Annotated in this window: 21 protein-coding genes; 13 read left to right on the forward strand and 8 right to left on the reverse strand. The window is 48.2% G+C overall.

The window, feature by feature from the left end; translation table 11 throughout:
- The first annotated feature begins 5 nt into the window (after positions 1-5).
- Positions 6-1304 (forward strand): RagB/SusD family nutrient uptake outer membrane protein, encoded by a 1299-nt coding sequence (locus BMZ54_RS15145; protein ID WP_089913132.1) that lies wholly within the window; start codon positions 6-8, stop codon positions 1302-1304.
- Between the two features lie 301 nt (positions 1305-1605).
- Here the strand turns inward: BMZ54_RS15145 and BMZ54_RS15150 are convergent, their stop codons facing one another.
- Positions 1606-2784 carry a proline dehydrogenase family protein gene (locus BMZ54_RS15150; RefSeq protein WP_089913134.1) on the reverse strand — a complete coding sequence of 393 codons (1179 nt, stop codon included), beginning with the start codon at positions 2782-2784 and terminating at the stop codon, positions 1606-1608.
- Between the two features lie 74 nt (positions 2785-2858).
- Between BMZ54_RS15150 and BMZ54_RS15155 the strand changes: the two genes are divergently transcribed.
- Positions 2859-3644 (forward strand): FecR family protein, encoded by a 786-nt coding sequence (locus tag BMZ54_RS15155; protein WP_162277552.1) that lies wholly within the window; start codon positions 2859-2861, stop codon positions 3642-3644.
- 79 nt (positions 3645-3723) lie between these two features.
- Here the strand turns inward: BMZ54_RS15155 and BMZ54_RS15160 are convergent, their stop codons facing one another.
- A complete protein-coding gene (locus BMZ54_RS15160) occupies positions 3724-4761 on the reverse strand; it encodes a sugar phosphate isomerase/epimerase family protein (RefSeq protein WP_089913139.1) in 1038 nt (345 codons plus the stop codon).
- Positions 4762-4892: 131 nt separating this feature from the next.
- Here BMZ54_RS15160 and BMZ54_RS15165 point away from each other — a divergent pair, with 131 nt between their 5' ends.
- Entirely contained in the window at positions 4893-5321 is a 429-nt protein-coding gene (locus tag BMZ54_RS15165) for a hypothetical protein (RefSeq protein ID WP_143081022.1), read from the forward strand.
- 156 nt (positions 5322-5477) lie between these two features.
- On the opposite strand, the gene BMZ54_RS15170 is transcribed toward BMZ54_RS15165, so the two are convergent.
- From BMZ54_RS15170 to BMZ54_RS15180, 3 genes are all read right to left on the reverse strand, one after another.
- Positions 5478-6347, reverse strand: coding sequence for an alpha/beta hydrolase (locus tag BMZ54_RS15170; RefSeq protein WP_089913145.1), 870 nt, complete (start codon positions 6345-6347; stop codon positions 5478-5480).
- 28 nt (positions 6348-6375) lie between these two features.
- Positions 6376-6966, reverse strand: coding sequence for a TetR/AcrR family transcriptional regulator (locus tag BMZ54_RS15175; protein ID WP_089913148.1), 591 nt, complete (start codon positions 6964-6966; stop codon positions 6376-6378).
- Between the two features lie 129 nt (positions 6967-7095).
- Positions 7096-7536: a hypothetical protein gene (locus BMZ54_RS15180; RefSeq protein WP_238386589.1), complete on the reverse strand. Its 441-nt coding sequence runs from the start codon at positions 7534-7536 to the stop codon at positions 7096-7098.
- Between the two features lie 210 nt (positions 7537-7746).
- Between BMZ54_RS15180 and BMZ54_RS15185 the strand changes: the two genes are divergently transcribed.
- Positions 7747-8139, forward strand: coding sequence for a nuclear transport factor 2 family protein (locus BMZ54_RS15185; protein ID WP_089913152.1), 393 nt, complete (start codon positions 7747-7749; stop codon positions 8137-8139).
- Positions 8140-8294: 155 nt separating this feature from the next.
- Here BMZ54_RS15185 and BMZ54_RS15190 read toward each other — a convergent pair whose 3' ends face one another.
- Complete coding sequence (locus BMZ54_RS15190) at positions 8295-10817, reverse strand: TonB-dependent receptor plug domain-containing protein (RefSeq protein WP_089913155.1); 2523 nt, start codon at positions 10815-10817, stop codon at positions 8295-8297.
- Between the two features lie 189 nt (positions 10818-11006).
- Positions 11007-11903, reverse strand: a complete 897-nt coding sequence (locus BMZ54_RS15195) for an SAM hydrolase/SAM-dependent halogenase family protein (protein WP_089914216.1) — start codon at positions 11901-11903, stop codon at positions 11007-11009.
- 229 nt (positions 11904-12132) lie between these two features.
- Here BMZ54_RS15195 and BMZ54_RS15200 point away from each other — a divergent pair, with 229 nt between their 5' ends.
- From BMZ54_RS15200 to BMZ54_RS15240, 9 genes are all read left to right on the forward strand, one after another.
- On the forward strand, positions 12133-13074 hold the full coding sequence (locus tag BMZ54_RS15200; RefSeq protein ID WP_143081023.1) for a hypothetical protein: 942 nt from the start codon (positions 12133-12135) through the stop codon (positions 13072-13074).
- Between the two features lie 12 nt (positions 13075-13086).
- Complete coding sequence (locus tag BMZ54_RS15205) at positions 13087-13983, forward strand: hypothetical protein (RefSeq protein WP_089913162.1); 897 nt, start codon at positions 13087-13089, stop codon at positions 13981-13983.
- A gap of 267 nt (positions 13984-14250) precedes the next feature.
- A complete protein-coding gene (locus tag BMZ54_RS15210) occupies positions 14251-16083 on the forward strand; it encodes a glycoside hydrolase family 9 protein (RefSeq protein WP_089914220.1) in 1833 nt (610 codons plus the stop codon).
- Between the two features lie 34 nt (positions 16084-16117).
- On the forward strand, positions 16118-16579 hold the full coding sequence (locus BMZ54_RS15215; protein WP_089913164.1) for a heme-copper oxidase family protein: 462 nt from the start codon (positions 16118-16120) through the stop codon (positions 16577-16579).
- A gap of 257 nt (positions 16580-16836) precedes the next feature.
- Positions 16837-19023, forward strand: coding sequence for a DUF4082 domain-containing protein (locus BMZ54_RS15220; RefSeq protein ID WP_089913167.1), 2187 nt, complete (start codon positions 16837-16839; stop codon positions 19021-19023).
- 172 nt (positions 19024-19195) lie between these two features.
- Positions 19196-19627, forward strand: coding sequence for an RrF2 family transcriptional regulator (locus BMZ54_RS15225; protein WP_089913170.1), 432 nt, complete (start codon positions 19196-19198; stop codon positions 19625-19627).
- A 61-nt stretch (positions 19628-19688) separates the two neighbouring features.
- On the forward strand, positions 19689-20051 hold the full coding sequence (locus tag BMZ54_RS15230) for a group III truncated hemoglobin (RefSeq protein WP_089913173.1): 363 nt from the start codon (positions 19689-19691) through the stop codon (positions 20049-20051).
- Positions 20052-20087: 36 nt separating this feature from the next.
- Positions 20088-22328 carry a nitric-oxide reductase large subunit gene (locus BMZ54_RS15235; RefSeq protein ID WP_089913176.1) on the forward strand — a complete coding sequence of 747 codons (2241 nt, stop codon included), beginning with the start codon at positions 20088-20090 and terminating at the stop codon, positions 22326-22328.
- Positions 22329-22482: 154 nt separating this feature from the next.
- Positions 22483-23361, forward strand: coding sequence for an alpha/beta hydrolase (locus tag BMZ54_RS15240; protein ID WP_089913178.1), 879 nt, complete (start codon positions 22483-22485; stop codon positions 23359-23361).
- Positions 23362-23538: 177 nt separating this feature from the next.
- On the opposite strand, the gene BMZ54_RS15245 is transcribed toward BMZ54_RS15240, so the two are convergent.
- Positions 23539-24270 carry a GntR family transcriptional regulator gene (locus tag BMZ54_RS15245; protein WP_089913181.1) on the reverse strand — a complete coding sequence of 244 codons (732 nt, stop codon included), beginning with the start codon at positions 24268-24270 and terminating at the stop codon, positions 23539-23541.
- Positions 24271-24318: the final 48 nt, after the last annotated feature.

Below are 24318 nucleotides of genomic sequence, written 5' to 3' on the forward strand. Positions count from 1 at the left end.
TTATTATGAAAAAGCATTTCATTCAATATATAACAGCAGCCGTATTGCTGGCAGCCTGCCAGAAGGGAGAGATCCCCAATTTAAACACGCCGCAGGCAGATGCTATTACACGCAACCCTACCAAGGAAGAGCTGAATAACCTGGTAACCGGGGCTGAATCCGGTATGCGCTTTACCCTGGGCACTTATTACGATGCAATAGGCATTATAGGGCGTGATATCTACCGCTTTGCCGGTTCTGAACCACGTTTTTATACGGAGCTGTTGGGCGCCGGTTCCTCTACGCTGGATAATAATACCTTTTACATTACCAATCCATGGGCTTCGCGGTACCGTGTAGTAAGGCAGGGAAATATACTGTTGCAGGCGGCCACCAACTCCAGCTTTATTACTGCGCCGCAAAAGAATGGCTACCTGGGTTTTGCCAAAACCATTATGGCTTACCAGCTATTACTGAATCTGAACATGACTGATGCCAACGGCATCCGCATTAGTGTGCAGGATTTTGAAAATCCCGGTCCTATTGTACAGAAAAACGTTGCGTTGGATTCTATTGCACAAATGCTGGAAGACGGAAAGACCAGCCTTACCGGTGCGGAAATACTTTTTCCTTTATCCGGCGGGTTTGATGGTTTCAAGGATGCAGCGGGCCTGCTGAAATTTAACCGGGCGCTGGCCGCCAGGGTGGCGGTGTACCGGCAGCAGTGGGCACAGGCACTAACGGCGCTGAATGAATCTTTCTTTGATCTGAACGGCAGCTTTACCACTGGTATATATCATTTGTTTGGTAACGGCAGCGGCGAGCAGCTGAACCCCTGCTACTTTGCGCAAAACTCAAACGGTGAGGTAAGGGTGGCACATCCCTCTTACGCATTGGACATTACCCCGGGTGATGACCGCATACAAAAGGCTACACTCCGCACCAGCGCTGCCAGCCAGGGCGGGTTAACCAGCAACCGCGATGTATGGATCTATACCAGCAACACCGCGCCTATTCCCATTATCCGTAATGAGGAATTAATACTGATCTATGCAGAAGCCAAGATCCAAACCAATGCATTCCCGGATGCCATAGTAGCGCTGAACCGCATTCGCACAGGGCATAATGTAGCCCCGTATACAGGCGCCATTACACAGGCTGCCCTGATAGATGAAATGTTACGGCAGCGCCGGTATTCGCTTTTTTATGAAGGCCACCGCTGGATAGATGTACGCCGGTATAACCGCCTGAACACCTTACCATTAGACCGGGCCGGTGATGATGTGTGGAGCGCGTTTCCAATACCTCAGAATGAGAATCAGTAGAGGAGCTGAAAGCGCAAAGCATAAAGCAGAAAGCTGATTAGAGCGAATGATGTTTGCGAAAAGCTGAAAGCAAAAAACGCAAAGCAGAAAGCTGATTGAGGCGAATGATGTTTGCGAAAGCTGAAAGCAAAAAGCGCAAAGCAGAAAGCTGATTGAAGCGAATGATATTCGCGAATTTGGATGCATGAACATAAAACAAAAAGCAGAAAGCCGGGCACTCGCTCCGATGCTTTCTGCTTTTTGCTTTCAGCTTTTTGCCTTCCGCTCTAACGCTTTCTGCTTTTTGCTTTCAGCTTTATGCTTAGATAGACCTGCGTTTCAGCTCCTTCCTTATCAAACCCAGCTCCCGGCCCATTTGCCCGGAGATGGAAGTATTTTCCTGTGCGCGGCGCAGCAGGTAGGGCATTACATCCTTTACCGGGCCATAAGGCAAATATTTGGATACGTGGTAACCGGCATGCGCCAGGTTAAAGGTGATATTATCGCTCATGCCCAGCAGCTGTGAAAAGCTTACGTGCGGATGGTTGTGAGGTAATCCCTTTTCATCCAGCAGGCGGGCTGCCAGCATGCTGCTTTCTTCATTGTGTGTGCCTATGAATACGGCCAGCTTGTCCAGCCGGTCAATGCAAAACCTTACGGCCTCGTTATAATCTTTATCGGTTGATGTTTTATCCGGTTGTATGGGAGACGGATAATTCAGGGCTTCTGCACGTTTGCGCTCTTTTTCCATGTACGCGCCCCTTACCAGCTTGGCGCCTAACAGGTAGCCCTGCTGCTGCGCCTTATCAAAAGAAAGCTGCAGATATTCCAGGCGGTCGTGGCGGTAGAGCTGGAAGGTGTTATATACAATAACGGCTGTTTTATTGAACAGCCGCATCATTTCATCGGCCAGGTCATCTACCGGTTGCTGGATCCAGGATTCTTCCGCATCTATCAGCAGGCCTATCTTATTTTTGGCAGCTGCTTCCGCAATGGTCCTGATGCGGTTACGCACTCTTTCAAACTCCTGCTGCTCTTCCGCTGTTAGTGGCTGCCGGCTGTGTATTTTTTCCAGCAGCTCAAAACGGGCAAAGCCGGTTACCTTGATCGCAATAAAAGGAATGTTATGATTGGCGGCAGCATATTCAATGGCGCGGATAAATTCCGGTACGGCATGGTCATAGTTCTCCTCCCCTTCCATGGCTTCTACGCCGTAATCCAGCGCAGCCCCCACATGATATTTGCCCAATACCCGTGCAGTTTGTGCAGCTTCCTCCAGGCTCTCGCCTCCGCAAAACTGTTGAAAAATAGTGTATTTGATGAGGCCTTTAACAGGCAGCCTTAGTTTAAAGGCCAGGGGGGTTAACACGCCGCCCAGCTTTACCAGCCATGGTTTGCCGATATTACTGAACAGGAAATCGGCCTTTTTCAGTGCCTTATCTGTTTTGTGTTCAAATGCAATAGCGGTATTATCGAATGATAACGGAAGCTGCTTTTCCATGGGCCGCAAAGTTAAGGGGCTGCCATTGTTTTAACAAAAAACTGTTTACTTTTAACACTCCCAGCAAAAATGTCATGTTCAACACAAGCGTACAAAACACCTTACCTATCATGGGCCTGCTATTAATGGCAGGTATCCACCTACAATGCCAGCCATCTGAAAAGCAGGACCCGGTTAAACACCTGCTTAACGGGCAAACCACCTATACCACCTACCAGGGGGAGGTAGGACACCGTAAAAAGCTGCAGCTGGCAGACAGCAGCACTGTAATACTGAATGCCGGTTCCCGCCTGCTGGTACCAGCCACCTTTCCGCAGCAGGGCCGGGAGCTTATACTGGATGGAGAGGCTTATTTTGATGCGGCCCCCATCGCCAACGGCCGGCCCTTTACCGTAAAAACGGATAAGCTGACCATTACCGCCCTGGGTACCGCCTTTAAGATCCGGTCCTTTGCCGCGCAACCCGGCGCTACGGCCTATTTGCTGAATGGCAAGGTTAAAGTGGCCAAAACCTACCACTCCACTACCGATAACCAGCCGGAAATACTGGAACGCGGGCAAATGGTATTAGCCAACAAGGATATTGACCTGATGGAAAAAGAAACCTACCAGCCTGCTGAGCTGGAAGCCTGGTTACAGGAAGATCTGCGGTTTAAGGATATACCTTTTATGACCATGGTCAGGCAGCTGGAAGATTGGTTTGCTGTAACCATTACGGTAGAAGGGGATGTATCCTCCATCAAAAATATGACGGCCTCCTTCCGGCATAATACTTTACAGGAGGTGCTGGAAATACTGCGTAAGGCTGCGCATTGCAGCTATAAGATCAAGGGAGATGAGGTGGTGATAACAATTGATTGATGTACAGATATGCAAATGTGCAATTGCAGGAACTTCACTTCCATCACATTTGCACATCTGCACATTTATCATCTGCATATTAGCTCAGCGCGCCGCCTGCTTTTTGCAGCAGGGCCAGGGTTTTGCGGATGCCTTCTTCTTCAGAGAGCTTTTGTCCTTCGTATTCAATACCAATATGCCCGGTGTAATTGGCATCCTTCACGATCTTCAGCATACGGCTGTAATCTGTTTCCACGCAATTACCATTGGCGTCAAAGTCATATGTTTTGGCGCTTACACCTTTGGCATAAGGGATCAGCTCCTGCACGCCTTCATAACGGTCATATTCTTCCAGGCATTTGGTTTTAGCCCAGCCTTCAGGGGTGTTGCTTTCCGGTTTGGTGCGGTTCAGGCAAAAGTTGCCAAAGTCCGGTAAGGTGCCGCAATTGGGCATGTTCACCGTTTTCATTACGTTAGCCAGCCACTTACCATTGGAGGATGTGCCCCCATGGTTTTCCACGATCACGTTAATGTTATGATCTTTCCCAAAGGCCGATAATTTGCCCAGGGATTCTATCACCGCTTTGGATACTTCCTCCGGTTTGCCCTCTCCTGCTGCATTTACGCGGATGGCGTGGCAACCCAGGAACTGGGCGGCTTCGACCCACTTATAGTGATTTTCAACCGCCTGCATCCGTTTCTTTTTATCCAGGTCGCCCATCTCTCCTTCTCCGTCACACATAATCAGCACACTGCGTACGCCGTTATCATCACAACGTTTTTTAAGATCGGTGAGGTAGGCTTTGTCTTTTGCTTTATCCTTAAAGAACTGGTTCACATATTCTACTGCCTCAATGCCAAAATCATTTTTGGCTTTAGTGGGAAAGTCCAGGTGGTTCATTTTACCGGCAAACAGCGCCTGGTGGAACGACCATTCTGCCAGCGATATTTTAAAGAATAAGGGCTTGCTGGCGGTTTTACCGGCTGTGCTGTCTGTAGCAGCGGAAGAATCGGCGCCGGCGTCCTTAGTAGACTGGCCGTTATTACAGGCGGCAAGTACAGCGGGCAACAGGCCCATACCCATAGTGGTAATACTTAACTGGCGCAGGAATTCGCGGCGGTTTCTGGATGTAGTCATATACGTGGGATTTCTGGTTATCCAAACAAAATACAAAATCCGGGCTATAAATGCTTCGCGAATGGGACAACACTATGATACATAATAATATTTTATTATATTGCATCCTATAATAATCCTATCCTATGAAAATGAACCGAATATTTCTCCTGTTAGCAGGTGTATCCCTGATTATTTCCTGCAGTAAAAAAGATGATGATGCCGTTAACAAGCCCGCTGATCAGGCGCTTCCCGGAAAATGGACGATGGTTAACCAGTTCAGGACCTATAACCAGGGTGGCGTTACACAGAAGGACACCGTGAACTATGCTGCAGAAAGCAACTACTGGACCTTTGATGCCAACGCGGGTAAAATTTACCAGGTAAAAAATGCTTTCCTGGATACCGTGGCCTATAAGCTGATCGACGATAATAAGAAGATCGTTACTTCCCTGGATGATAAATTCATTTTTGGCCTGGATACTTTAACTATCCAGACCCTTTCTGACAGACAGTTAAAACTGACAGGCCATTACACCTCGCCTTATACGCTGGATGTAGTGTACTCTTTCGGTAAATAATTGCGGCCTGCGGCCGCAGGTCCATAGTCGATGGTCCATAGTCCATTGCATTTAGCGTATTGCTGATATTGCGGATTATGGACCATTGCATTTAGCGTATTACTAATACCGCGTTCTACGCCATGGACTATGAACCATCGACCATGGACTAATCAGCTATTCCATAAACTTCACTACCCGCTCAATCACCTCCTCATTCCGCATAATGCGGAAATGCCCTTCCCCTTTGATCTTCAGCGATTGTATGGCAGGGTATTGCTGCAGGAAATCATCGATCTGCTCACGTTTTACTAACCCATCATTCTCATCATAGATCACTAAGATCTTTTCTGCTTTTATACGGTCAATATATTTGAAGAGGTCCAGGTTTAATAGATCGTTTTGCAAACGCGTCATAATGAGCTCGTGCACTTTTGGCATAACACGGTCTGGTATACGAAACAGGTGAAAAGTTTCCTGGAAGAAAACCGGTGCGCTTACAGCGGCGCTCACCATTACCAACCGGGGTGCCTGTACCTGTTTATGTACCAGCGCCAGTGCAGCGCTGAGGCCACCCAGCGAATGCCCTACAATGGCATGCACCGGGCCTATACGGGTAAGCAGTTGCTCCATAACATGCATCCATTGCACCAGGTTGGTTTGCTTGCCTTCAGAAGCGCCATGAGCCGGTGCATCCCAGCCTATTACTTCATAACCGGCTGTTACCAGCGCGGTGATCATTTGCCTGAAATCAAACGGGCTGCCGCCCCAGCCATGCAGCAGCAATACCTTTTTATCTGATTGTCCCCAATGATACAGCTGCAGGTTAATAGGCCTTTCATCAAAAGCATAACGGCTAAAGCTCATTTGCTCCGCCACTGCATTTTTCTTTACTGCCAGGTGTGATTCCCGCAGCTTTCTTTTGGGTGGGCGGCTGTACATTGACAAGAACATGCGGGCTGTTAACCCCGGGAAAGGCTTACCCAGCCTTGACAACATAAAAGCAGATACCTTGAGTGCGAATGGCATTACCTGTTGCTGCTCCATAAAAGACTATAGGTTTGTGTTCAAAAAATCAAAGGGTATGTTGTGCTATCTCCTCTCTTAACATACTCACCACTGTCTTCATTTGTTTGTTGTTATTATTGACACGGCTCACCAGGGTGGCCCCTTCCAGCATGGTAAACATCTTTACGGCAAAACGTTCCGCATCCCAATCCGCGCTGAACTCACCACGTTTTATACCGGCATTAACCAGCTGCTCGATCCTTTCCTGGAAATAAGCGATCAGCTTAGCCACACGTTTGCGCAGCTCCGGATGGGTATCATCCGCATCCACCCCAAAGTTCAGTATGGGACAGCCTCCGGCCACAAAGGGGTTCAGCGGGTAGTGACTGTAAAATTTAAACAAGGCTTCAAACTTTCCGCCAATGGTGGGCTCCGGCGCGGTTACGCCTGCCAGTTTTTCCTTTAAGGTATCTGCAATGTGGTCAAAGGTGGCCATCAATATATCGTCCTTGGTGGAGAAATTGCCGTATACCCCGCCCTTGGCCAGCTGCGTGGCTTCCATAATATCGCTGATGGAGGTGCCGGCTACGCCTTTGCTGTTGAATATAGGCGCCGACCTTTCAATGATCATTTGCCGGGTACGGTCTGATTTCTTCATGTATATAAAATTAGACCTATCGGTCTAAAATAAAAAATAAAATTTGAGCAGGATGGGTTGGCTATTGCATAAAAAAGCCCGTTCCCGGCTAAACCGCTGTGGAACGGGCTTTATAGCTTATAAAAAACCTTACATCGTATCTATTTCATCCTTATGGCGTGGCTTGTAATACAGGTAGTAATAAGCCAGTATCAGCACACCTGTCATAAAAGGAATTACGGCCAGGTGCTTATAGGTAATATCACCCGTTATCGTATTTGCATCAAAGTGCAGGAACTCACTGATCATCCAGTAAGAGTTAGCGGTGATCCATACCGTAATGGCCAGGTTATGGCACAGCTCTGATACAAACTGGCGGGTACGCCAGGCAATTACAATGGAAATGATCAGCGTAGGAAAGATCATGGTAATGCCCAGCGGCTTCCAGATCATGCACCAGGCAATATCTTTCAGCAACCAGAAAACAATATGCAGATTTTCCATTCGCCGGTAACCTACCGGAATGCTGTACATATCACCGGTTCCTTTACCGGCAGGGGTAGTGATCTGTGTAAGGGTGTCTTGCGCCATAGATACAAAAATATAAAAAGCTGGTAATTGTACGTACAGGGGATTTTAGCGGGCTGACAGTGGTTGGGCGGCCGTTTAAACGGGTCTGTTTATCCCGGCGCTTCTCCTCTGTTTGTCGTAAAATGGTAAACCATTGGCGTCTATAGATAACCATTGCCCTGCTGCTCTAAACTAGCTTTGTACCATCAACAACAAAAAAACTATAACAATATGGAAAAGCAAACCTTACAGGTAGTAAATGAATTTGTAACCGCAGTACAACAGGTGGATCTTGAAAAATTAGGCGCCCTGCTACACCCGGATGTAAAATGGGAGCAACCCGGCAATAACCGTTTCTCCGGCCATAAACAAAACATTACAGAAGTGTTCCAGATGGTTGGCGGTATGTTTGAGGTATCGCAAAACACCATGTCGCTGGCTGGTGTAAAGGTACTGGCTGTAAACGGCAACAGCGCAGCCTGCGTGTTGCACTGGAAAGCCAATCGCCCCGGCGCTGTACTCGATACGGATAACATTGACGTATATACGGTGGAAGATGGTAAGATCGTAGCTGCTAAAATTTATGCCGAAGACATAGCGCAGGAAGACGCGTTTTGGGGGTAGTTGATGGTCCATGGTCGATGGTCCATGGTCCATGGTCCATTGCATTTAGCGTATTGTAGTTACTACGATCTATGTCATTAACTACGGATAACGTACAACTTGTATTGCGCTCTATGCTATGGACCATCGACTATGGACTATTCAGGACTTTGGACTCAAAGATTCACCGTTAGCCGCACAAAATAAAAAGCGCCCAAAACACCCATCTGCGCTGATGGGTACTTAAATACGCCGTAATAGCTGTTATCGTAGATCTGCTTATCCGGGAATACATCCAGCAGGTTATTGGCGCCTATGGTAAAAGTAACCGGCTTCAGGGTATAGCTTACAGAAAGATCGGTTACCACTTTCCCTTTCAGCTGCTGCACGCTGCCATAGGGAAAAGAGTTGCGGGCTACTTCGCCAAAATACACATTGCGTAAAGTAGTGCTGAACCTCTTGTAGCTGTACGTAAGTGCCAGGTTGGCTTTTACGCGGGGAGTACCTTTCACGATCAGGATACTGTCGTTCGGGGAAAAGAAAATACTTTCCTGTCCTTTTAGCAGCTCCGGTACATGTGTGCCGGTAATGCTGTTCTTATTGAAATTGCCTCCCAGGGAAATGTTCAGCGTATGCGGGCCGGCATGCCAGGTATAATCCGCTACCACATCTATTCCCAGTGTGCGCGTATCCACTGCATTGCTGAAAAACCTCGCAGAGCTGGCGCCCAGCGGATTCAGGATGTTCTGGATCTCCGGCACCGGGTCGCCAAAGGGATCGTATCCGAAGCTGCCGGTAAGCACGATCCTGTCTTTGATATTGATCAGGTAACCATCTACCGTTAAGCTCAGGTTACCGGCTTTAGCTGTAAAACCCAGGCTGTAGTTAATGGCGGTTTCCTCTTTCAGGGTAGGAATGTCCAGCGCTTTGGCTACTGCACTGCTGTTGGTAAAAAAGCCGGACTGTCCCAGCTTGCCATCCGGCAAAATGTCTGTACTGATGTAGCTGAAATACTGCTGATGCAAAGAGGGGGCACGGAATCCCGTGCTAACAGCACCGCGTATATTAAAATGATCAGTTATTTTGTAACGGGTATCCAGCTTACCATTGATAGTGGATCCAAAATCACTGTAATGTTCAAAACGGGCAGCTCCGCCTATCATCCACCGGTGGGTAACATCCAGCTCCGCATCTGCATACAGGCTGGTATTGTTGCGGCTCTTATGCGTTACATTGGCTGGTGAAAACCCGGTAAAAGATTGCGCTCCGCCACTCAATCCCAGTGTATCCGTTACCGTACCATCTGCATTTTGCCGTAAGCCATAGTTACGCCAGGAGGCTTCCTCCCCGGCACGGATGCGGTAATCATCTACCCGGAACTCTGCTCCCAGGGCCAGGTTCAGCCCATACCCTATCCCCGCGAACTGACGGTGAAAATCCAGGTTAGTGGTGTTCTGCAAAAATTCATGTCCGCCCGCTGTAAAGCTGGTCGGGCTTTTATCCTGCAGGGAGGCGTTTACCGTATTATTCACAAAATAATCAAAGCGGTTATCGCCGATGGTATTGCTCAGGTCTGCCTCCCATTGGCCCAAATAATATTTTACACCCAGGGCCAGGCTACGGTCATGGATATGGGAAGTAGTGTTGGGCTGAAAGCCATTCGGGAAAATGCTGTACACCATGTTTTCCGTTTCACTGGGCAAACGGCGGAAACCATAACCCTCCCCTTTCCGGAAGCTATACCCGCCAAAAGCGTAAAAAGTTCCCTTCCCGTTATTAAAGGGCAGGCCCAGGTTCAGGAAACCTGCGGCATTCTTAATACGGGCATCGCCTATCTGGAAGTTAAAGTCTTTGCGGGTTAGCCCCAGCTCCTTCAGCTTATCATCATCATATTTACGCGAAGCGGCCGGATCATTTGCAAAAGGATAGGCAAAGAAGTTGCCTAACGCAGACTGGTCGAAAATGATAAGGTCGTGATCCTGTGTACGGGTAGTTCGGCCACGGTAATACGTTTCACCGGTAAGGTTCAGGTATCCGCCCTGTTTGCCCAAAGGCAGGCCGTAGTTCAGGTTCAGCTGGCCCAGGCCTCCATCATTGCGGGAAGAAAGACCACCGGTAGCAGAGGCAAACAGCTGGTGTACATTCTTTTTCAAAACTATATTGATCACGCCTGCAATGGCATCAGAACCGTATTGCGCGGCAGCGCCGTCACGTAATATTTCTATACGTTCAATGGCCGATGCCGGAATGGCATTGAGATCGGTACCTACGGAACCATTCCCTACTGTGCCCTGGTTATTCACCAGTGAAGTCGTATGCCGCCGTTTACCATTGATCAGTACCAGCACCTGGTCGGGCCCCAGGCCGCGGATGCTGGCCGGATCTATATGTTCAGAACCGTCGGAAGAGGATTGCCGGTTGGAGTTAAATGAAGGCGAAACATATTGCAGCAGCTGGTTCAGATCATTTTGTGGGGATTGCTGCTGCAGCTTTTTAATATCAAATACATCTACCGGCACCGGCGTATTTAAGCGGCTACGCCCAATACCGCGGGAGCCTATCAGCACTACTTCCTGCAGGGTAGTTGTTTCTTTACCACCCATCAATGCTATGGAATCGGTGTTACGGGTTGTATCCTGTGCATTGACGCCCTGTTGCAATAATAACAATAATAACAAAAGGTATAAGTAACGATGCATACAGTTGGTTTAATGGAGTTAGGAAAAAAAGTTCCATGGTCGATGGTCCATAGTCCATTGCATAGAACGTAATATTAGTAATGCGTTAAAGGCTCATAGTATGTAGTCTCTGTAGTCTATTGTCCATGACATAGTTCGTAGTAAATGCTATACGCAAAATGCTATGGACCATCGACTATGGACTATGGACTATCGCACCTTCACCTGCACACTCCAGTCGCTCCCGCTTTCAATACGGTATTTAGCGGCAAAGCTGCCCTGGTTCAGCGCAAATGATAATTGCATCAGGCTATTCAGGTAAGCCAGCGGCTGGCCTAAGGGTACATCGCCAAATGTATGCGCATAGGGCATTACACCCTGGTACACCTGCTGGCCTTTATGATATATTATTACCTGCAGCTTGCCACCGGCAGGGATGTTCAGCTTCGCAAAAAGATCGGCAGAAATGTTAGTCCAAAGGTTGCCGTATTGCACATCCAGGATAGCAATGGTGCCTTTAAGCACGCCGCCCTGCAAAGTGGCCGGTTGATGCGGAATAGTAACCACGCTGTCTGGCAATGCAGGCCCTACCTGCTCAAAAGAAATAGTGCCGGCAGCCAGCCGCGCACCGGTATAGGCATACACATCGCGCCCATGAAAAGTGTAGGACTTGCGGGAATCCTGGCGGCGGTTCACCGCTTCATCAATTTCCCGGATAGCCGCAATGCCTTCTGATTGCGCAATTAATGTAAGCGTACCATTGTCCGGCGTTACAATAAAATGGCCGGCTTTTGTTTGCAGCACTACTGATTTGCGTTGCGTACCCACACCAGGATCCACTACAGATACAAACACGGTGCCCTTAGGCCAGTAAGGCACGGTTTGTTCCAGGCGGTAAGCGGCTTCCCATATGTTGTAAGCCGGTATCTCATGCGTTACATCATACAGCTTCAGCTCACTGGATACGCCGTTGGCTACGCCTTTCATGGCAGAAACGGCGCCGTCTTTCAAACCAAAATCCGACTGAAAAACAACAATTTTATTCTGGGCCTGCAGCTGGTGCATACAAAGGCCTAACATAAATACGTACACGAATTTCTGGACCATACCTGACATAAGTGAATAAATAAATGGGGTGATTGAAAGCACGAAATTAATGAAAAATTAAAGTCTACAAAACAACTAGACAAATCATGATAAAATAATCCCATTACCCGGAAGCCGGCTGGGTTTTATTTCGTAATAATATTCCGTATATTGGATGTACGAACAGCGGTTACCCCGCTCCCAAAAATCAGATAACCTTTTTTCTAACCCCAATAAATGCTGCTTATCTATGGAGAGCAAGATCCCTAATGATGCCGAACCAACGCAGGATTACGTATTACTTACCGTGCTGAGTGTATTTTTTGGTTTGCTGGGCATTTCGCTATTGTACGTGGTGCTGAAGGTATGGCCATCCGGTATTTCCAGCGTGCCTGAAAAGGTGTACCTGCTTGGAAAGGCTTACACAATTTCGCCTGAGCGCCGTTACCTGCTGCTTATGACGCTTGGCGGGGCACTGGGCGCCAGTGTGCACCTGCTTATTTCCTTTACCGCTTTTGTGGGCAACCGCTCTTTCGTAACATCATGGGTACCCTGGTACATGCTGCGTCCTGTTATTGGCGCGGCCATGGCGCTGTTCTTTTATATGCTGCTTCGTGGCGGCATTTTAACGTATGGGCCTTCCACCACCAGCACTGTTCCGGTTGAAAAACCCAGCAACAGCGCGATAAAGGTAACCCCTGCCAATGTAACCGCACCACCGGGCGATTCGGATTCTGTAAAGGTGCAGGGCCCTTCTCCTGTCCCTGCTGCGGATAGTACAGACACTACTGCAACCGCGGCTGCAGCGCCGGCAAAAGCAAGCGAGCCACCAGCGAACTCCGATGAAGAAGATTCACAGCCTGCACCGGTGCCGCCTCTGAACCCTTTTGGCATGATGGCTATTGCCTGTATGGTAGGCCTGTTCTCAAAAGAAGCATCCAAAAAACTGGAGGAGCTGTTTAAAACCCTGTTCAATGTAAGGGCAGATCAACAGGTGCCATTCAAAGACAAGCTGCCTACAGATAAACGCGGCATCAATCCGGCTGACACAATAGCTGTTACGCCCACCCCGGATGCCAATGCCGGAGATGCCAATACCGCAAAGGCAGACGATATTAATGATGTACTGCCGGATGCAGACGAGGATGATGATGCCACTGATCCGGATCATAAAGACGCTCCCCAGGGATAAAACTTATATAACATGACACAGTTCAAAGTAAAAACAGCACTGCGCCTGCGGAGTGTTGCCGCCATAGAACCCGGTAATATTATTACGGTATTGCCCCAGGAAACACTGGTAACAGAAATTGAACAACCACACCCCGCCGGCTGGCTGTTTGTAAGCACAACGGTGGGTGGTAAACAGCTGTCCGGCTTTGTCAGCTCTGCGTTCCTGGATAGCGTAGCGCCGGATATCCCGGAAGATGAAGCCACCACGGTACAGGAAGTACATATGAAAACAGCACAAAGCATTACCCGCTCTAAAACTTCGGGCCGCAGCTTTCCGCTGAATGAACCCGGCATGCCGGAACGTACCGGGGCCGACGTGCTGACCAAAGTAAACCAGATCTGGCAGATCATTGATTTCCTGAACGTGGAAAAAAGCCCGCGCTATCAGCCAGCTAACAAACAAACCTTCTGTAATATTTACGCCTACGATTATTGTTACCTGGCCAAAGCTTACCTGCCCCGCGTATGGTGGAGTGGGAAGGCGCTTACCCGCCTGGCAAAAGGAGAAACCGTGCCCGTTACCTATGGCGATACCATTAATGAAATAACCGCCAATGGACTGTATAACTGGTTCAATGATTTTGGCGATGACTTTGGCTGGAAGCGCATGTTTGACCTTACAGAGTTCCAGGAAGAAGTGAACAAAGGCAAAGCAGGCATTATTGTAGCGCAACGTACGGTGCTTTCCCTCTCCGGGCATATTGTAGCGGTATTACCGGAAGATGCCGCCAATAAAGCCGTGCGCGCCAATGGCAAAGTAACTATGTTGCTGCAAAGCCAGGCCGGCGCTGCCAATAAAAGGGCCTTTACCAGCCAGTGGTATTTATCCGAAAAGTTCAGGGGATTTAGCTTTTGGCTGCATGACTGATGGAATGTAAAATCATAAATGCAAAATGTAAAACCGGCGAAGGAGGCTCGTTCATAGAGAACATTAAAAGACTTTATGAACGAGATAAACCGACAAAGGAGGTTCATAGAGACCATTTAAAAAGACTTCATGAACGAGATAAATGTAAAAGGGAATGCAGCGAGTGACATAAAGCTCCGCTGCGTTCCTTTTTACATTTATGATTTAAAATTTTACATTCTACATTTTATGAGTATTTTTCTGGTAAGCAGCCAAAACTACACCACTATGTTATATCAAAACAAAAGAAGCAGCCTTCTTTTTCTACTGTTATGCATTCCCTTTTACCTGTGCGCTCAATCCATTAAGATCGTTACTAATCATGTAGGGTATGAAGGCAGCAAAGCCAAACAGGCTGTAATTGTTGCCGACAAACAGGTAGCCATCAACACCTTTCAGCTGCTGGATGCAGCAGGTAAAGCTGTGTTTACCGGCAAGCCTGTATTTACCGGCCCGGTACAAAAATGGAAGAACTGGGTTTTCTGGACCATGGATTTCAGCACATTCAATACGTCCGGCACTTACCAGCTGCAAATAACAGCTGCCGGTAAAAATATCAGCTCCTACCCTTTCCGTATTGGTAAAAATATATTGGAGCAGGCCACTATTTCTGATGTGATCTATTATTTTAAAGGACAACGCAGCTCCGGCCTGCTGGACCAGGCAGACCGTCATTTACTGCTGGCCGGTAAAACTACTGATACCGTAGATATGCATGGCGGCTGGTACGATGCTACCGGCGACTATGGCAAGCATCTGTCGCACCTTACTTTTTCCACCTACTTTAACCCGCAGCAAATATCGCTTACCGTATGGAGCTTATTAAAAACCTACGCCCTGCTGCATAAGAAAAGCGGTACGGATTACCGCCAGTATAACCGCCGCCTGCTGGATGAAGCCATGTACGGAGCCGATTACCTGGCGCGTGTGCATGCGGCTAATGGCTCTTTTTACCGGTCCGTATCAGCGCCCGGCCCGGGCAAGCTGGCAAAGGACCGCGTAGTGCATGGAGAAGAGAAAGGTTACAGCATTAAACAATCCAAAGACCAGGCAGCGGATAAAAAAACTGCCGGCGACGACTGGAAGGGTTACCAGTCCAGCTACCGCTCCGGCGCCGGTATTTCCATTGCTGCACTGGCCATTGCATCTACTTACGATACCTCCGGTGAATACAGCAACGCTGATTACCTGCACGCTGCGGAAGATGCTTTTGCTTTTCTTGAAAAGAACAATGCCGGCATGACGAATGACGGCAAAGAAAATATCGTGGATGATTACTGCGCGCTGGAAGCGGCAACAGAATTATACAAGGCCACTAAAAAGCCCGTCTATAAAGCAGCGGCTGATAAAAGAGCGGCGCAGCTGATGCAACGCCTCAGCTCCTGGAAAAAATACCATGACTACTGGCGTGCCGATGACCAGGACCGTCCTTTCTTTCATGCAGCGGATGCAGGCTACCCGCTGGTTAGCCTGGTGGATTATTATTCCATTGCAGATGGCGCTACACAAAGCCATATCAAAGAAGTGACCAAACGTTCCCTGGCTTTTGAGCTGTCTGTTACCCATGAAGTAAATAATCCTTTCGGCTATAGCCGCCAGCTGGTGCAGGATACAGCCGGCAAGCGCCGCACCGCGTTCTTTTACCCGCATGGTGCGGAAACAGCGCCCTGGTGGCAGGGGGAAAATGCGCGTTTAGGCTCTATGGCCAGCGCTGCCCGTATGGCAGCAGGTTTGTTTAAAGAAGATAAACCTTTGCACGACAGCCTGGAACGTTTTGCGCTGGACCAGCTGAACTGGATCCTGGGCCTGAACCCCTATGATGCCTGTATGCTGCAGGGCACCGGCCATAACAACCCTGCCTATGGTTTCTTTGGCACCTTTGAATATACCAATGCCCCGGGCGGTATTGTAAATGGTATTACCAGCGGTTTGGATAATGAGGAGGATATTGAGTTCAACCTTTCCTATGCCACTACCGGCAAGGATTATGACTGGCGCTGGGCGGAGCAATGGCTGCCGCATGCAGCCTGGTATTTGCTGGCAATAGCGCTGGCGGAGTAATTAATAACGAATAGTTAATAATTAAGATTACCCTATGTCCTTTAGAAATTTATTCCGCTTGCCTGAGCTGTTGTTGTTCCTTCCCCTGCCGTTCATGCTCTATTATGGCAATGCTGCCATAGATATTCATATGCTTGATACCTATTTTGTTATTGGGCAGGCAGGTTATGCAGCATTGTTGCTGGTATTTCCGCTGCTCTTTACTTCATGGATCATCCATGTATTGCTTCACAGAAAGGCGCTGCTATCAGCTAAATGGCGCTGGGCGCAAGTGATCGTGACCCTGCTTTGCCCGTTGGCAGCCGGCATTATTTTAAATAATTCATCACTGGAAGGTATGGCAGGTATGCCACGCCGGTATTATGATTACAACGCATATTATAACCTTCTCACCCAGTATAAGCTGATGATCGTATGCGCCCTGGTATTTTTACTTAGCCAGCTGCTATTCTGGATAGCGGGTGCTGTTTTATTAATAAGGCGGCCATCGCGGTAGCATTATATTATTATCATCAAACAGAAAAGCATGTCATTCACCTGGCATGCTTTTCTGTTAAAACAACTTTCATGTGATTGATTTTATATTTACACACTGAATAAGAAAATGCGCCATTGCCTGATATGATCTCTTTTAATAATTTTATTTAATTGATTATCAATAACTAATTAATATTTTCTTTTATTTATATTTTTTATTTGTATTTTTCCAGCGCCTAAAAACCGATATCTTTATTAAAAGCGCTTAATACTAACATGTTACGTAATTCCTTGTCCTATGATTACGGAAAGCTAGCGGGATTGTCGCTTTCTGTGCTGGTAATTTGCTCACTTTTTTCTGCCCGGCAGGCTGCAGCCGCCTATCGTTCTGCCGGTCATTCATCTGTTGACACATCTATTTTTCAACCGGCAGATGCACCTACAACTCCTGCAGTGGACGATGGTATGCCTATTGAAATAGGCGTTAAGTTCAGGTCTGTGCAGGCCGGCCATATTAATGGTATCCGCTTTTACAAAAGCAAAGCCGGCAGCGGAAAATACCAGGTGCATCTTTGGAGCAACAGCGGCCAAAAGCTGGCAGAGGCGCCCTTTACAGGCGACAGCTCCACCGGATGGAAAGAAGTGTTGTTCGAGAAACCGGTTGCCATTACCGCTAACACAACTTACATAGCTGCTTATTTCAGCGCCACAGGCGACTATGCCAGCACCAACCCGTTCTTTACACAAGGCGTGGTGAATGGCCCGCTGCATGCGCTGGCCAACGGAGAAGATGGCCCTAACGGCATTTATAAATATGCCGATGCCCCTACCTTCCCCGACGATAACTTTGGCACCAATAACTATTGGGTAGATGTTGTGTTTATACCAGATGCCAACAGCCCGGTAGTAAAAGAAGCTGCTGCAGCCGGCGCCCATAAAGCAGGCCCGGATACTATAGCACCGGTGATCACTGCCTTAAAAACAGCATCCAATGCAGATGGTACTACTACCATTAGCTGGACCACCAGTGAAAAGGCAGCTGCTGCTATTCATTATAACATTAATGCAGAGGACCTTTCCCTGCAAACAGAAGATAACACGCCATCTACTAACCACGCCATGCGTTTAAGCGGGCTGGTGCCAGGTGTTACCTATTATTTTCGTGTAGCCTCTAAGGATATAGCAGGTAATATTACCACCAAACCTTCACTGAGCGCACCTCCGTTAAAATTCACCCTGCCGGAAGCTCCCTGTGCTATTGACCGCACAGAGTTTAACCAGGGCAATCCTGATATAGGAGCAGCAGTAACTGCAGATGGCGGTGTAACCCTGCAGCCGGCATTAACAGAAGAATTTTTGAGCCTGGTGAAAACCATCCCGGAAGGCTGGACCGGCGCACGTTATAACAACGACGGCACTGCTGTTAATAACAATGGTGTAATCACCGCCAACGGCATACATATTTTCTCCAACAATCCTTTTGAACCGGGATCTACCATGGAGTTCTCCGCTATGTTCACCGCAGGCGCCTACCAGAACATAGGTTTTTCCATTGACCAGCCTTATGTGGATGGCCCCTGGGTAACTATTGGCCAGGGAGGCAGCGGTGATGGCAATATCTATGCGCGGGCTTCCAACAATGTAGAAGTGAAGCTGGGCAGTAATTTGCTGGATGCTATGCATCATTACAAGATCAAATGGAACGCCACTAATTTTGAGTTTTTCGTTGATGGCAGCGCCAAACCGGCCGCTGTTATTAATATAACCATGAACTCAAAAATGTACATCCAGATCAGCGACTATGCAAGCACAGATGGTGCTTTATCTATAGACTGGATGCATGTAGCGCCATATACACCCAGCGGCAGCTTTACCTCCCGCGTGTTTGATGCAGGTGATGCTACTGACTGGGGCGCCGTTACCTGGCATGCAGAAACACCCGCCGGTACCAGTGTAGCCATTTCCGTGAGCGCCGGTAATACAAATAATCCGAATGATGGTACCTGGCAAGCCTTTAAGCCCATTAATGCCCAGGGTGAAACCGCCGGTATCAACGGCCGTTATGTGCAATATAAGGCTACCCTGAAAACCACAGATACCAAGGTAACACCGGTGCTGAAAGAGGTAGCCATTAACTGTAAAGGCAATGGCCGCATGACGGAAAAGGCCAAAGAATCCGTAAAACCGGCTGTTGCCGCTGCGCCTGCCAATAGTGGCCTTAACATTAAGGTAATGCCTAACCCCAGCGCTGATTATTTTGAGCTGGTAAGTACTACCCCTGTTAATGACAAACCGCTGCTGGTAAATGTGCTGGATAGCTATGCCCGTATTGTGGAAAGCCACCGCACGGTAACGCCTAATACCAATTTCCAGTTCGGACAGGCATTATCGCCCGGCAGCTACTTCCTGGAAGTGATACAGGGCAACCAGCGTAAAACTTTAAAACTGATCAAGATCAAATAATTATAAGCGGCCTTCCGCTCTCTCTGCAAGTAAGATCATAAGCACAGGCGCACTTGTTGCGCTTGTGCTTTTTTAATGCCGTCCGGTTCCCGGGATTATTTTTCATAATAAAAGACTAAAAACTCTTTTATTATTCTTTAAATCCTATCTTTGCACCGTAAACTAAAAAGGAATGTTCTCAAAAACTTGTGAGTATGCTATCCGCGCCATGATCTTCATTGCCCAGCAAACGAAGAGTGATGTGCGGGTAGGTGTGAAGGAGATAGCCAAAGGCATTGGCTCCCCGGAACATTTTATTGCCAAAATACTGCAGGACCTGAGCCGCAAGGGGATGGTGCTTTCCCTTAAAGGCCCTACCGGCGGTTTTTACCTGGATAATAAAACCCTTAAATGCACCCTGGCCGATATTGTGAAAGCAATAGACGGCGACAAGCTTTTTTCCGGCTGCGGCCTGGGCCTGGAGTATTGCTCCGATGCCAAACCCTGCCCCCTGCATCATGAATTCAAAAAAATAAGGGAAGACATTTATAAAACCCTGCAATCCACCAAGCTGGACGAGTTTCACGACCAGCTGGCAAAAAGCATTGGGTTCCTGAAAAGGTGATGGATTTTTTTGCAATAATAAAAGACAAAAAGGTATTAATATATTTTCTTAAACCAGTATCATGAAAACAGATATCACTACGGAAGCCGATATAAAAAAGCTGGTGTATACTTTCTATGATAAGGTAAGGCAGGATGAGCTGCTGGCGCCTGTTTTTAACGGTATTATAAAAGACTGGGGGCCTCACCTTGAGATCATGTGCCAGTTCTGGGCCACTCTGCTGCTATACACGAAGCAATACAAGTCTGATCCTATGAGCAAACACTTACCCATACCGCTGGAAAGGGCCCATTTTGACCGCTGGCTGTTATTATTCCATGCTACACTAGATGAGCTGTTTGAGGGCGAAGTAGCGGAAAATGCCGGGAAAAGGGCTGCCAGTATTGCCCGCATTATGATCCATGTAAAAAATATCCCGAACTAACACAACTCCCTGATCTAACATCTTAATCTAACCAACATGACCGTACGAAAACTATGGATAGGGCTTGCCATGACCTTAATTTGCTCCTTTGCCGTCCTCATCTTCTTTGGAACCGACATTTACCGTAAGCTTCCGCCCATTCCCGGGAAAGTGGTGGATGAAGCAGGCAATACCCTGTTCACCGGGCAGGATATTAAAGACGGACAAAATGTATGGCAGTCCATTGGCGGACAAACCGTGGGCAGCATCTGGGGCCATGGCAGCTATATTGCGCCCGACTGGACCGCCGATTACCTGCACCGCGAAGCTGAAATAATGCTTAAGGAAATTGCTGCTGCAGATGGAAAGGTATATGTACAGCTGCCGGCCGATGAACAGGCCCTGTACAAAGAGCGTCTGAAAGAGAACATACGGCGCAATACATTTAACGAACCGCAGAACAGCATTGTATTCTCTGCCGCACGTACAAAGGCTTTTCAGCAGCTCTCTGCGTATTACACCGGTTTATTTATGACGGATCCGCAGTTTAACACGTTGCGGGAACAGTATGCCATTCCTGCAGCCACCATCAAGGACCCGGAACGCATGCGTAAAATGAACGCCTTTTTTGCCTGGACCACCTGGGTATGTATCACAGAAAGGCCGGGCAGCAATATTACCTACACCAATAACTGGCCGGGCGATGAAACGGTGGGCAATACGCCGGGCGCCGCTTTGCACCTTTGGTCAGGTTTCAGCATCCTGCTGCTGCTAAGCGGTGTGGCCCTCCTGATCTTATACCATGCAAAGAATAAAGATGAAGAAGCCGTGGTGCTGCCTGCTACAGATCCCCTGCGGGATTCACTGGTCACGCCTTCCATGAAAGCCACGCTGAAATATTTCTGGATCGTAAGCATCCTCATTCTGGTACAAATGGCAGCCGGGGTTATTACCGCGCACTATGGGGTGGAAGGCAGCGCCTTTTACGGGTTACCATTAGATAAATTTTTACCTGCCTCCGTATCCCGTAGCTGGCACGTGCAGCTGGCCATTTTCTGGATAGCTACTTCCTGGCTGGCCACCGGTTTATATATTGCACCGGCAGTATCCGGCTATGAGCCGCCATTACAGCGTTTAGGCGTGAACGTATTGTTTGGTGCGCTGGTGGTAGTAGTAGGAGGTTCTCTGGTTGGGCAATGGCTGGGCGTAATGCAAAAGTTAGGACTGGTAGAAAACTTCTACTGGGGCCACCAGGGTTATGAATACATTGAGCTGGGCCGCATATGGCAAATACTGCTGCTGGCAGGGCTGGTGATCTGGCTGGTGCTGATGTTAAGGGCGCTGCTGCCGGCACTGCGCAGGCGCGATGAAAGCCGGCATTTGCTCACGCTGTTTGTAATTGCATCCATTGCTATTGCCGTATTTTATGCAGCAGGCTTAATGTACGGGCGGCAAACACATATGGCCATAGCAGAATACTGGCGCTGGTGGGTAGTGCACCTGTGGGTAGAAGGATTTTTTGAAGTATTTGCCACCGTGGTAGCAGCGTTCCTCTTTTGCCGCCTGGGTTTGTTACACATTAAATATGCTACTACGGGGGTGCTGTTCTCCACCATTGTATTCCTGGCCGGCGGTATCATTGGTACGTTCCACCACATTTATTTCAGCGCTACTCCCACGGCGGTACTGGCCCTGGGCGCTACTTTCAGCGCACTGGAAATAGTACCGCTGGTGCTCATTGGGTTTGAGGCATATCATAATTACACGCTCAGCCGCTCCACCAACTGGATCAAGGCATATAAATGGCCTATTTACTGTTTTATTGCCATGTGCTTCTGGAACTTCCTGGGCGCAGGCATCTTCGGGTTTGCCATTAACCCGCCCATTGCCCTGTATTACATACAGGGGTTGAATACAACCGCGGTACACGGGCACACTGCTTTGTTCGGCGTATATGGTATACTGGGTATAGGGTTAATGTTGTTTGTGCTGCGTGGCCTGTACCCGGATAAACACTGGAATGATAAGCTGCTGGGATGGTCATTCTGGAGCATTAACATTGGCCTGCTGGTAATGGTCACCATCAGCATATTGCCCATGGGCATTTTACAGGTAATTGCTTCCATACAGCATGGTTACTGGTATGCCCGCTCAGCCGCATTCATGCACACGGATACCATGCAGCTCCTGCGCTGGCTGCGGGTTCCGGGCGATATAATACTGGCTTTAGGCGAAGTACTCTTGGTACTTTTTGTGATTGGTTTGAAAACAGGGTGGTCGCTGAAGGAAGAACGCTAAACGCTAATGCTAAACGCTGAACGCTGATCATGTTATGTTTGAATGGCACGTACTGCCGGCCACATTAAGCATTCAGCGTTCAGCATTTAGCATTCTAGCGTTTTTTTATTATTTTGTTTAGTCAATTCCCATCATCCTTTCAAACACTTTCAATATGTCCACGTATACCAGGTTTCTGCTGCAAACGTTTATCTGTTCCCTGTTCCTGGCTACTGCCCTGGCACAGGATACCCCGCAGGTGATCCATTTATGGCCCAATGGCGCACCGGGGTATGAGAACCGCCGTAATGAGCCGGAAGAGGCTAAAGACTATTACATAAAAAATGTGCACAACCCTTCCATTACCGTGTACCTGCCGCCTAAAGAAAAAGCTACCGGTGCAGCCGTGGTAATATGCCCGGGTGGCGGGTTCCGTTTGCTGGTGTATAACTCAGAAGGTGTAGAGCCGGCCAAATACCTGAACAGCATAGGCATAGCAGCTATTATTTTAAAGTACCGTTTGTTCCGGGAAGAAGGATCGCCCTACACCCTGGAAAAAGAAATTAAGCAGGATGCTTACCGCGCTATGCGCCTGGTACGCAGCCATGCGGCAGACTGGAACATTGATACCGCCCGTGTGGGCATCTGGGGCTTTTCTGCCGGTGGAGAGGTGGTAGCGCAGGTGGCTTATGCATCCGGCGCAGGCGATCCCCAGGCTAAGGATCCTGTGGACCGTTTGAACAGCAAGCCCAGTTTTCAGATACTCGTATACCCGGGGCCGTTAGGTGTGCCGGAGCAGGTACCGGCCAATGCACCGCCTGCATTTTTAATTGCGGCTAATGAGGATGAGTGCTGTTCTGTACCTATTGTGCAGCTGCTGCAAAGGTACCGTGCTGCCAAAGTACCGGTGGAGGCGCATATATTTGCTAATGGCAACCATGCCTTTAATATGGGTTACCGCTCTAATTTACAATCGCTGAAAGCATGGCCCCCGCTGCTAACCAACTGGCTGGCGGATAGTAATATTTCGCCGCGTGTAAATAAAACGAAATAGTTGGCAGTCTGGGAGAAGCGCTGCAACTATTAATATTCACTTATTACAGCAAATGTATTCATGATGTTTAGTTGGCAGTTGCCGGTAGTGAGTATATTTCGCCATAATGAGGCTGGTCTTTGGTAATTGTAGTCCCGGCCACAGACTGCCAACTGCCCACTGTTAACTGCCAACTATTTAATCCCTTCTGCTTTCCACCGTATATACAAAACTGTCTGCGCGGTAATAACCCAGGTTAAACTCAATGGGGCGCTCACCCTGGTCGTACACAAATCTTTTCCTGCAAAGAATCGGGCTGCCGGTTTCCACTTCCAGCTTACCGGCCAGGAATTTGTCGGCTGACTTGGCAGAGATCTCCTCTTTGGAAAGTGTGGCTATAACCATGTAATCTTTTTCCAGGATATCGTACAGCGGGCGTTTAAAATCTTCTTCTCCTGAAAGCCCTACCCGTGGATGAAAGTAGGAGATAAAATACACAAAAGGCCCTTCCGCCTTACCCCGCAGCCTTTCCAGCTTCAGGATCTTTTTGCTGGTGCTGATATCAAAAAAATTGGCCACTGTCTCATCCGGTGTTACCCAGGTTACATGCAGCTCAAAGTTCTTGATCATAATTCCCCGGGCATTCATTTCCTGTGTAAAACTAAGCCAGTTCTTTGACTTGGAGCTGATGGTAGGTTCCGCTACCTTAGTGCCCACCCCCTTTTTGCGGATCAGCAATCCTTCATATACTAATTTGTTGAGTGCCTGCCTTAACGTGGATCTGGAAATGGCAAGCTGTTTGGCTAACTGTACTTCATTAGGTAAAAATTTTCCATTTGCATACTGCGGATCCCTGATGATTGTACGCAGCAAATTTTCCGCCTGCACATGCAGCGGCAAGGGATTTTTGTGGTCAATACTAAAATTCATGTTCGCTATAGGTCGAGACACAAAGTAATGAAAATATAATAGTAGGCA

The organism is Chitinophaga rupis, from assembly GCF_900109685.1.
GTDB classification, from domain to species: Bacteria; Bacteroidota; Bacteroidia; order Chitinophagales; family Chitinophagaceae; genus Chitinophaga; species Chitinophaga rupis.

Coding starts and splice junctions, on each gene's coding strand:
- BMZ54_RS15195 (WP_089914216.1), bottom strand. CDS start 11,903: ATGGTCCAGAAATTCGTGTACGTATTTATGTTAGGCCTTTGTATGCAC.
- BMZ54_RS15230 (WP_089913173.1), top strand. CDS start 19,689: ATGAAAACAGATATCACTACGGAAGCCGATATAAAAAAGCTGGTGTAT.
- BMZ54_RS15240 (WP_089913178.1), top strand. CDS start 22,483: ATGTCCACGTATACCAGGTTTCTGCTGCAAACGTTTATCTGTTCCCTG.
- BMZ54_RS15235 (WP_089913176.1), top strand. CDS start 20,088: ATGACCGTACGAAAACTATGGATAGGGCTTGCCATGACCTTAATTTGC.
- BMZ54_RS15185 (WP_089913152.1), top strand. CDS start 7,747: ATGGAAAAGCAAACCTTACAGGTAGTAAATGAATTTGTAACCGCAGTA.
- BMZ54_RS15155 (WP_162277552.1), top strand. CDS start 2,859: ATGTTCAACACAAGCGTACAAAACACCTTACCTATCATGGGCCTGCTA.
- BMZ54_RS15175 (WP_089913148.1), bottom strand. CDS start 6,966: ATGAAGAAATCAGACCGTACCCGGCAAATGATCATTGAAAGGTCGGCG.
- BMZ54_RS15220 (WP_089913167.1), top strand. CDS start 16,837: ATGTTACGTAATTCCTTGTCCTATGATTACGGAAAGCTAGCGGGATTG.
- BMZ54_RS15210 (WP_089914220.1), top strand. CDS start 14,251: ATGTTATATCAAAACAAAAGAAGCAGCCTTCTTTTTCTACTGTTATGC.
- BMZ54_RS15170 (WP_089913145.1), bottom strand. CDS start 6,347: ATGGAGCAGCAACAGGTAATGCCATTCGCACTCAAGGTATCTGCTTTT.
- BMZ54_RS15180 (WP_238386589.1), bottom strand. CDS start 7,536: ATGGCGCAAGACACCCTTACACAGATCACTACCCCTGCCGGTAAAGGA.
- BMZ54_RS15190 (WP_089913155.1), bottom strand. CDS start 10,817: ATGCATCGTTACTTATACCTTTTGTTATTATTGTTATTATTGCAACAG.
- BMZ54_RS15145 (WP_089913132.1), top strand. CDS start 6: ATGAAAAAGCATTTCATTCAATATATAACAGCAGCCGTATTGCTGGCA.
- BMZ54_RS15245 (WP_089913181.1), bottom strand. CDS start 24,270: ATGAATTTTAGTATTGACCACAAAAATCCCTTGCCGCTGCATGTGCAG.
- BMZ54_RS15200 (WP_143081023.1), top strand. CDS start 12,133: ATGGAGAGCAAGATCCCTAATGATGCCGAACCAACGCAGGATTACGTA.
- BMZ54_RS15165 (WP_143081022.1), top strand. CDS start 4,893: ATGAACCGAATATTTCTCCTGTTAGCAGGTGTATCCCTGATTATTTCC.
- BMZ54_RS15205 (WP_089913162.1), top strand. CDS start 13,087: ATGACACAGTTCAAAGTAAAAACAGCACTGCGCCTGCGGAGTGTTGCC.
- BMZ54_RS15160 (WP_089913139.1), bottom strand. CDS start 4,761: ATGACTACATCCAGAAACCGCCGCGAATTCCTGCGCCAGTTAAGTATT.
- BMZ54_RS15215 (WP_089913164.1), top strand. CDS start 16,118: ATGTCCTTTAGAAATTTATTCCGCTTGCCTGAGCTGTTGTTGTTCCTT.
- BMZ54_RS15150 (WP_089913134.1), bottom strand. CDS start 2,784: ATGGAAAAGCAGCTTCCGTTATCATTCGATAATACCGCTATTGCATTT.
- BMZ54_RS15225 (WP_089913170.1), top strand. CDS start 19,196: ATGTTCTCAAAAACTTGTGAGTATGCTATCCGCGCCATGATCTTCATT.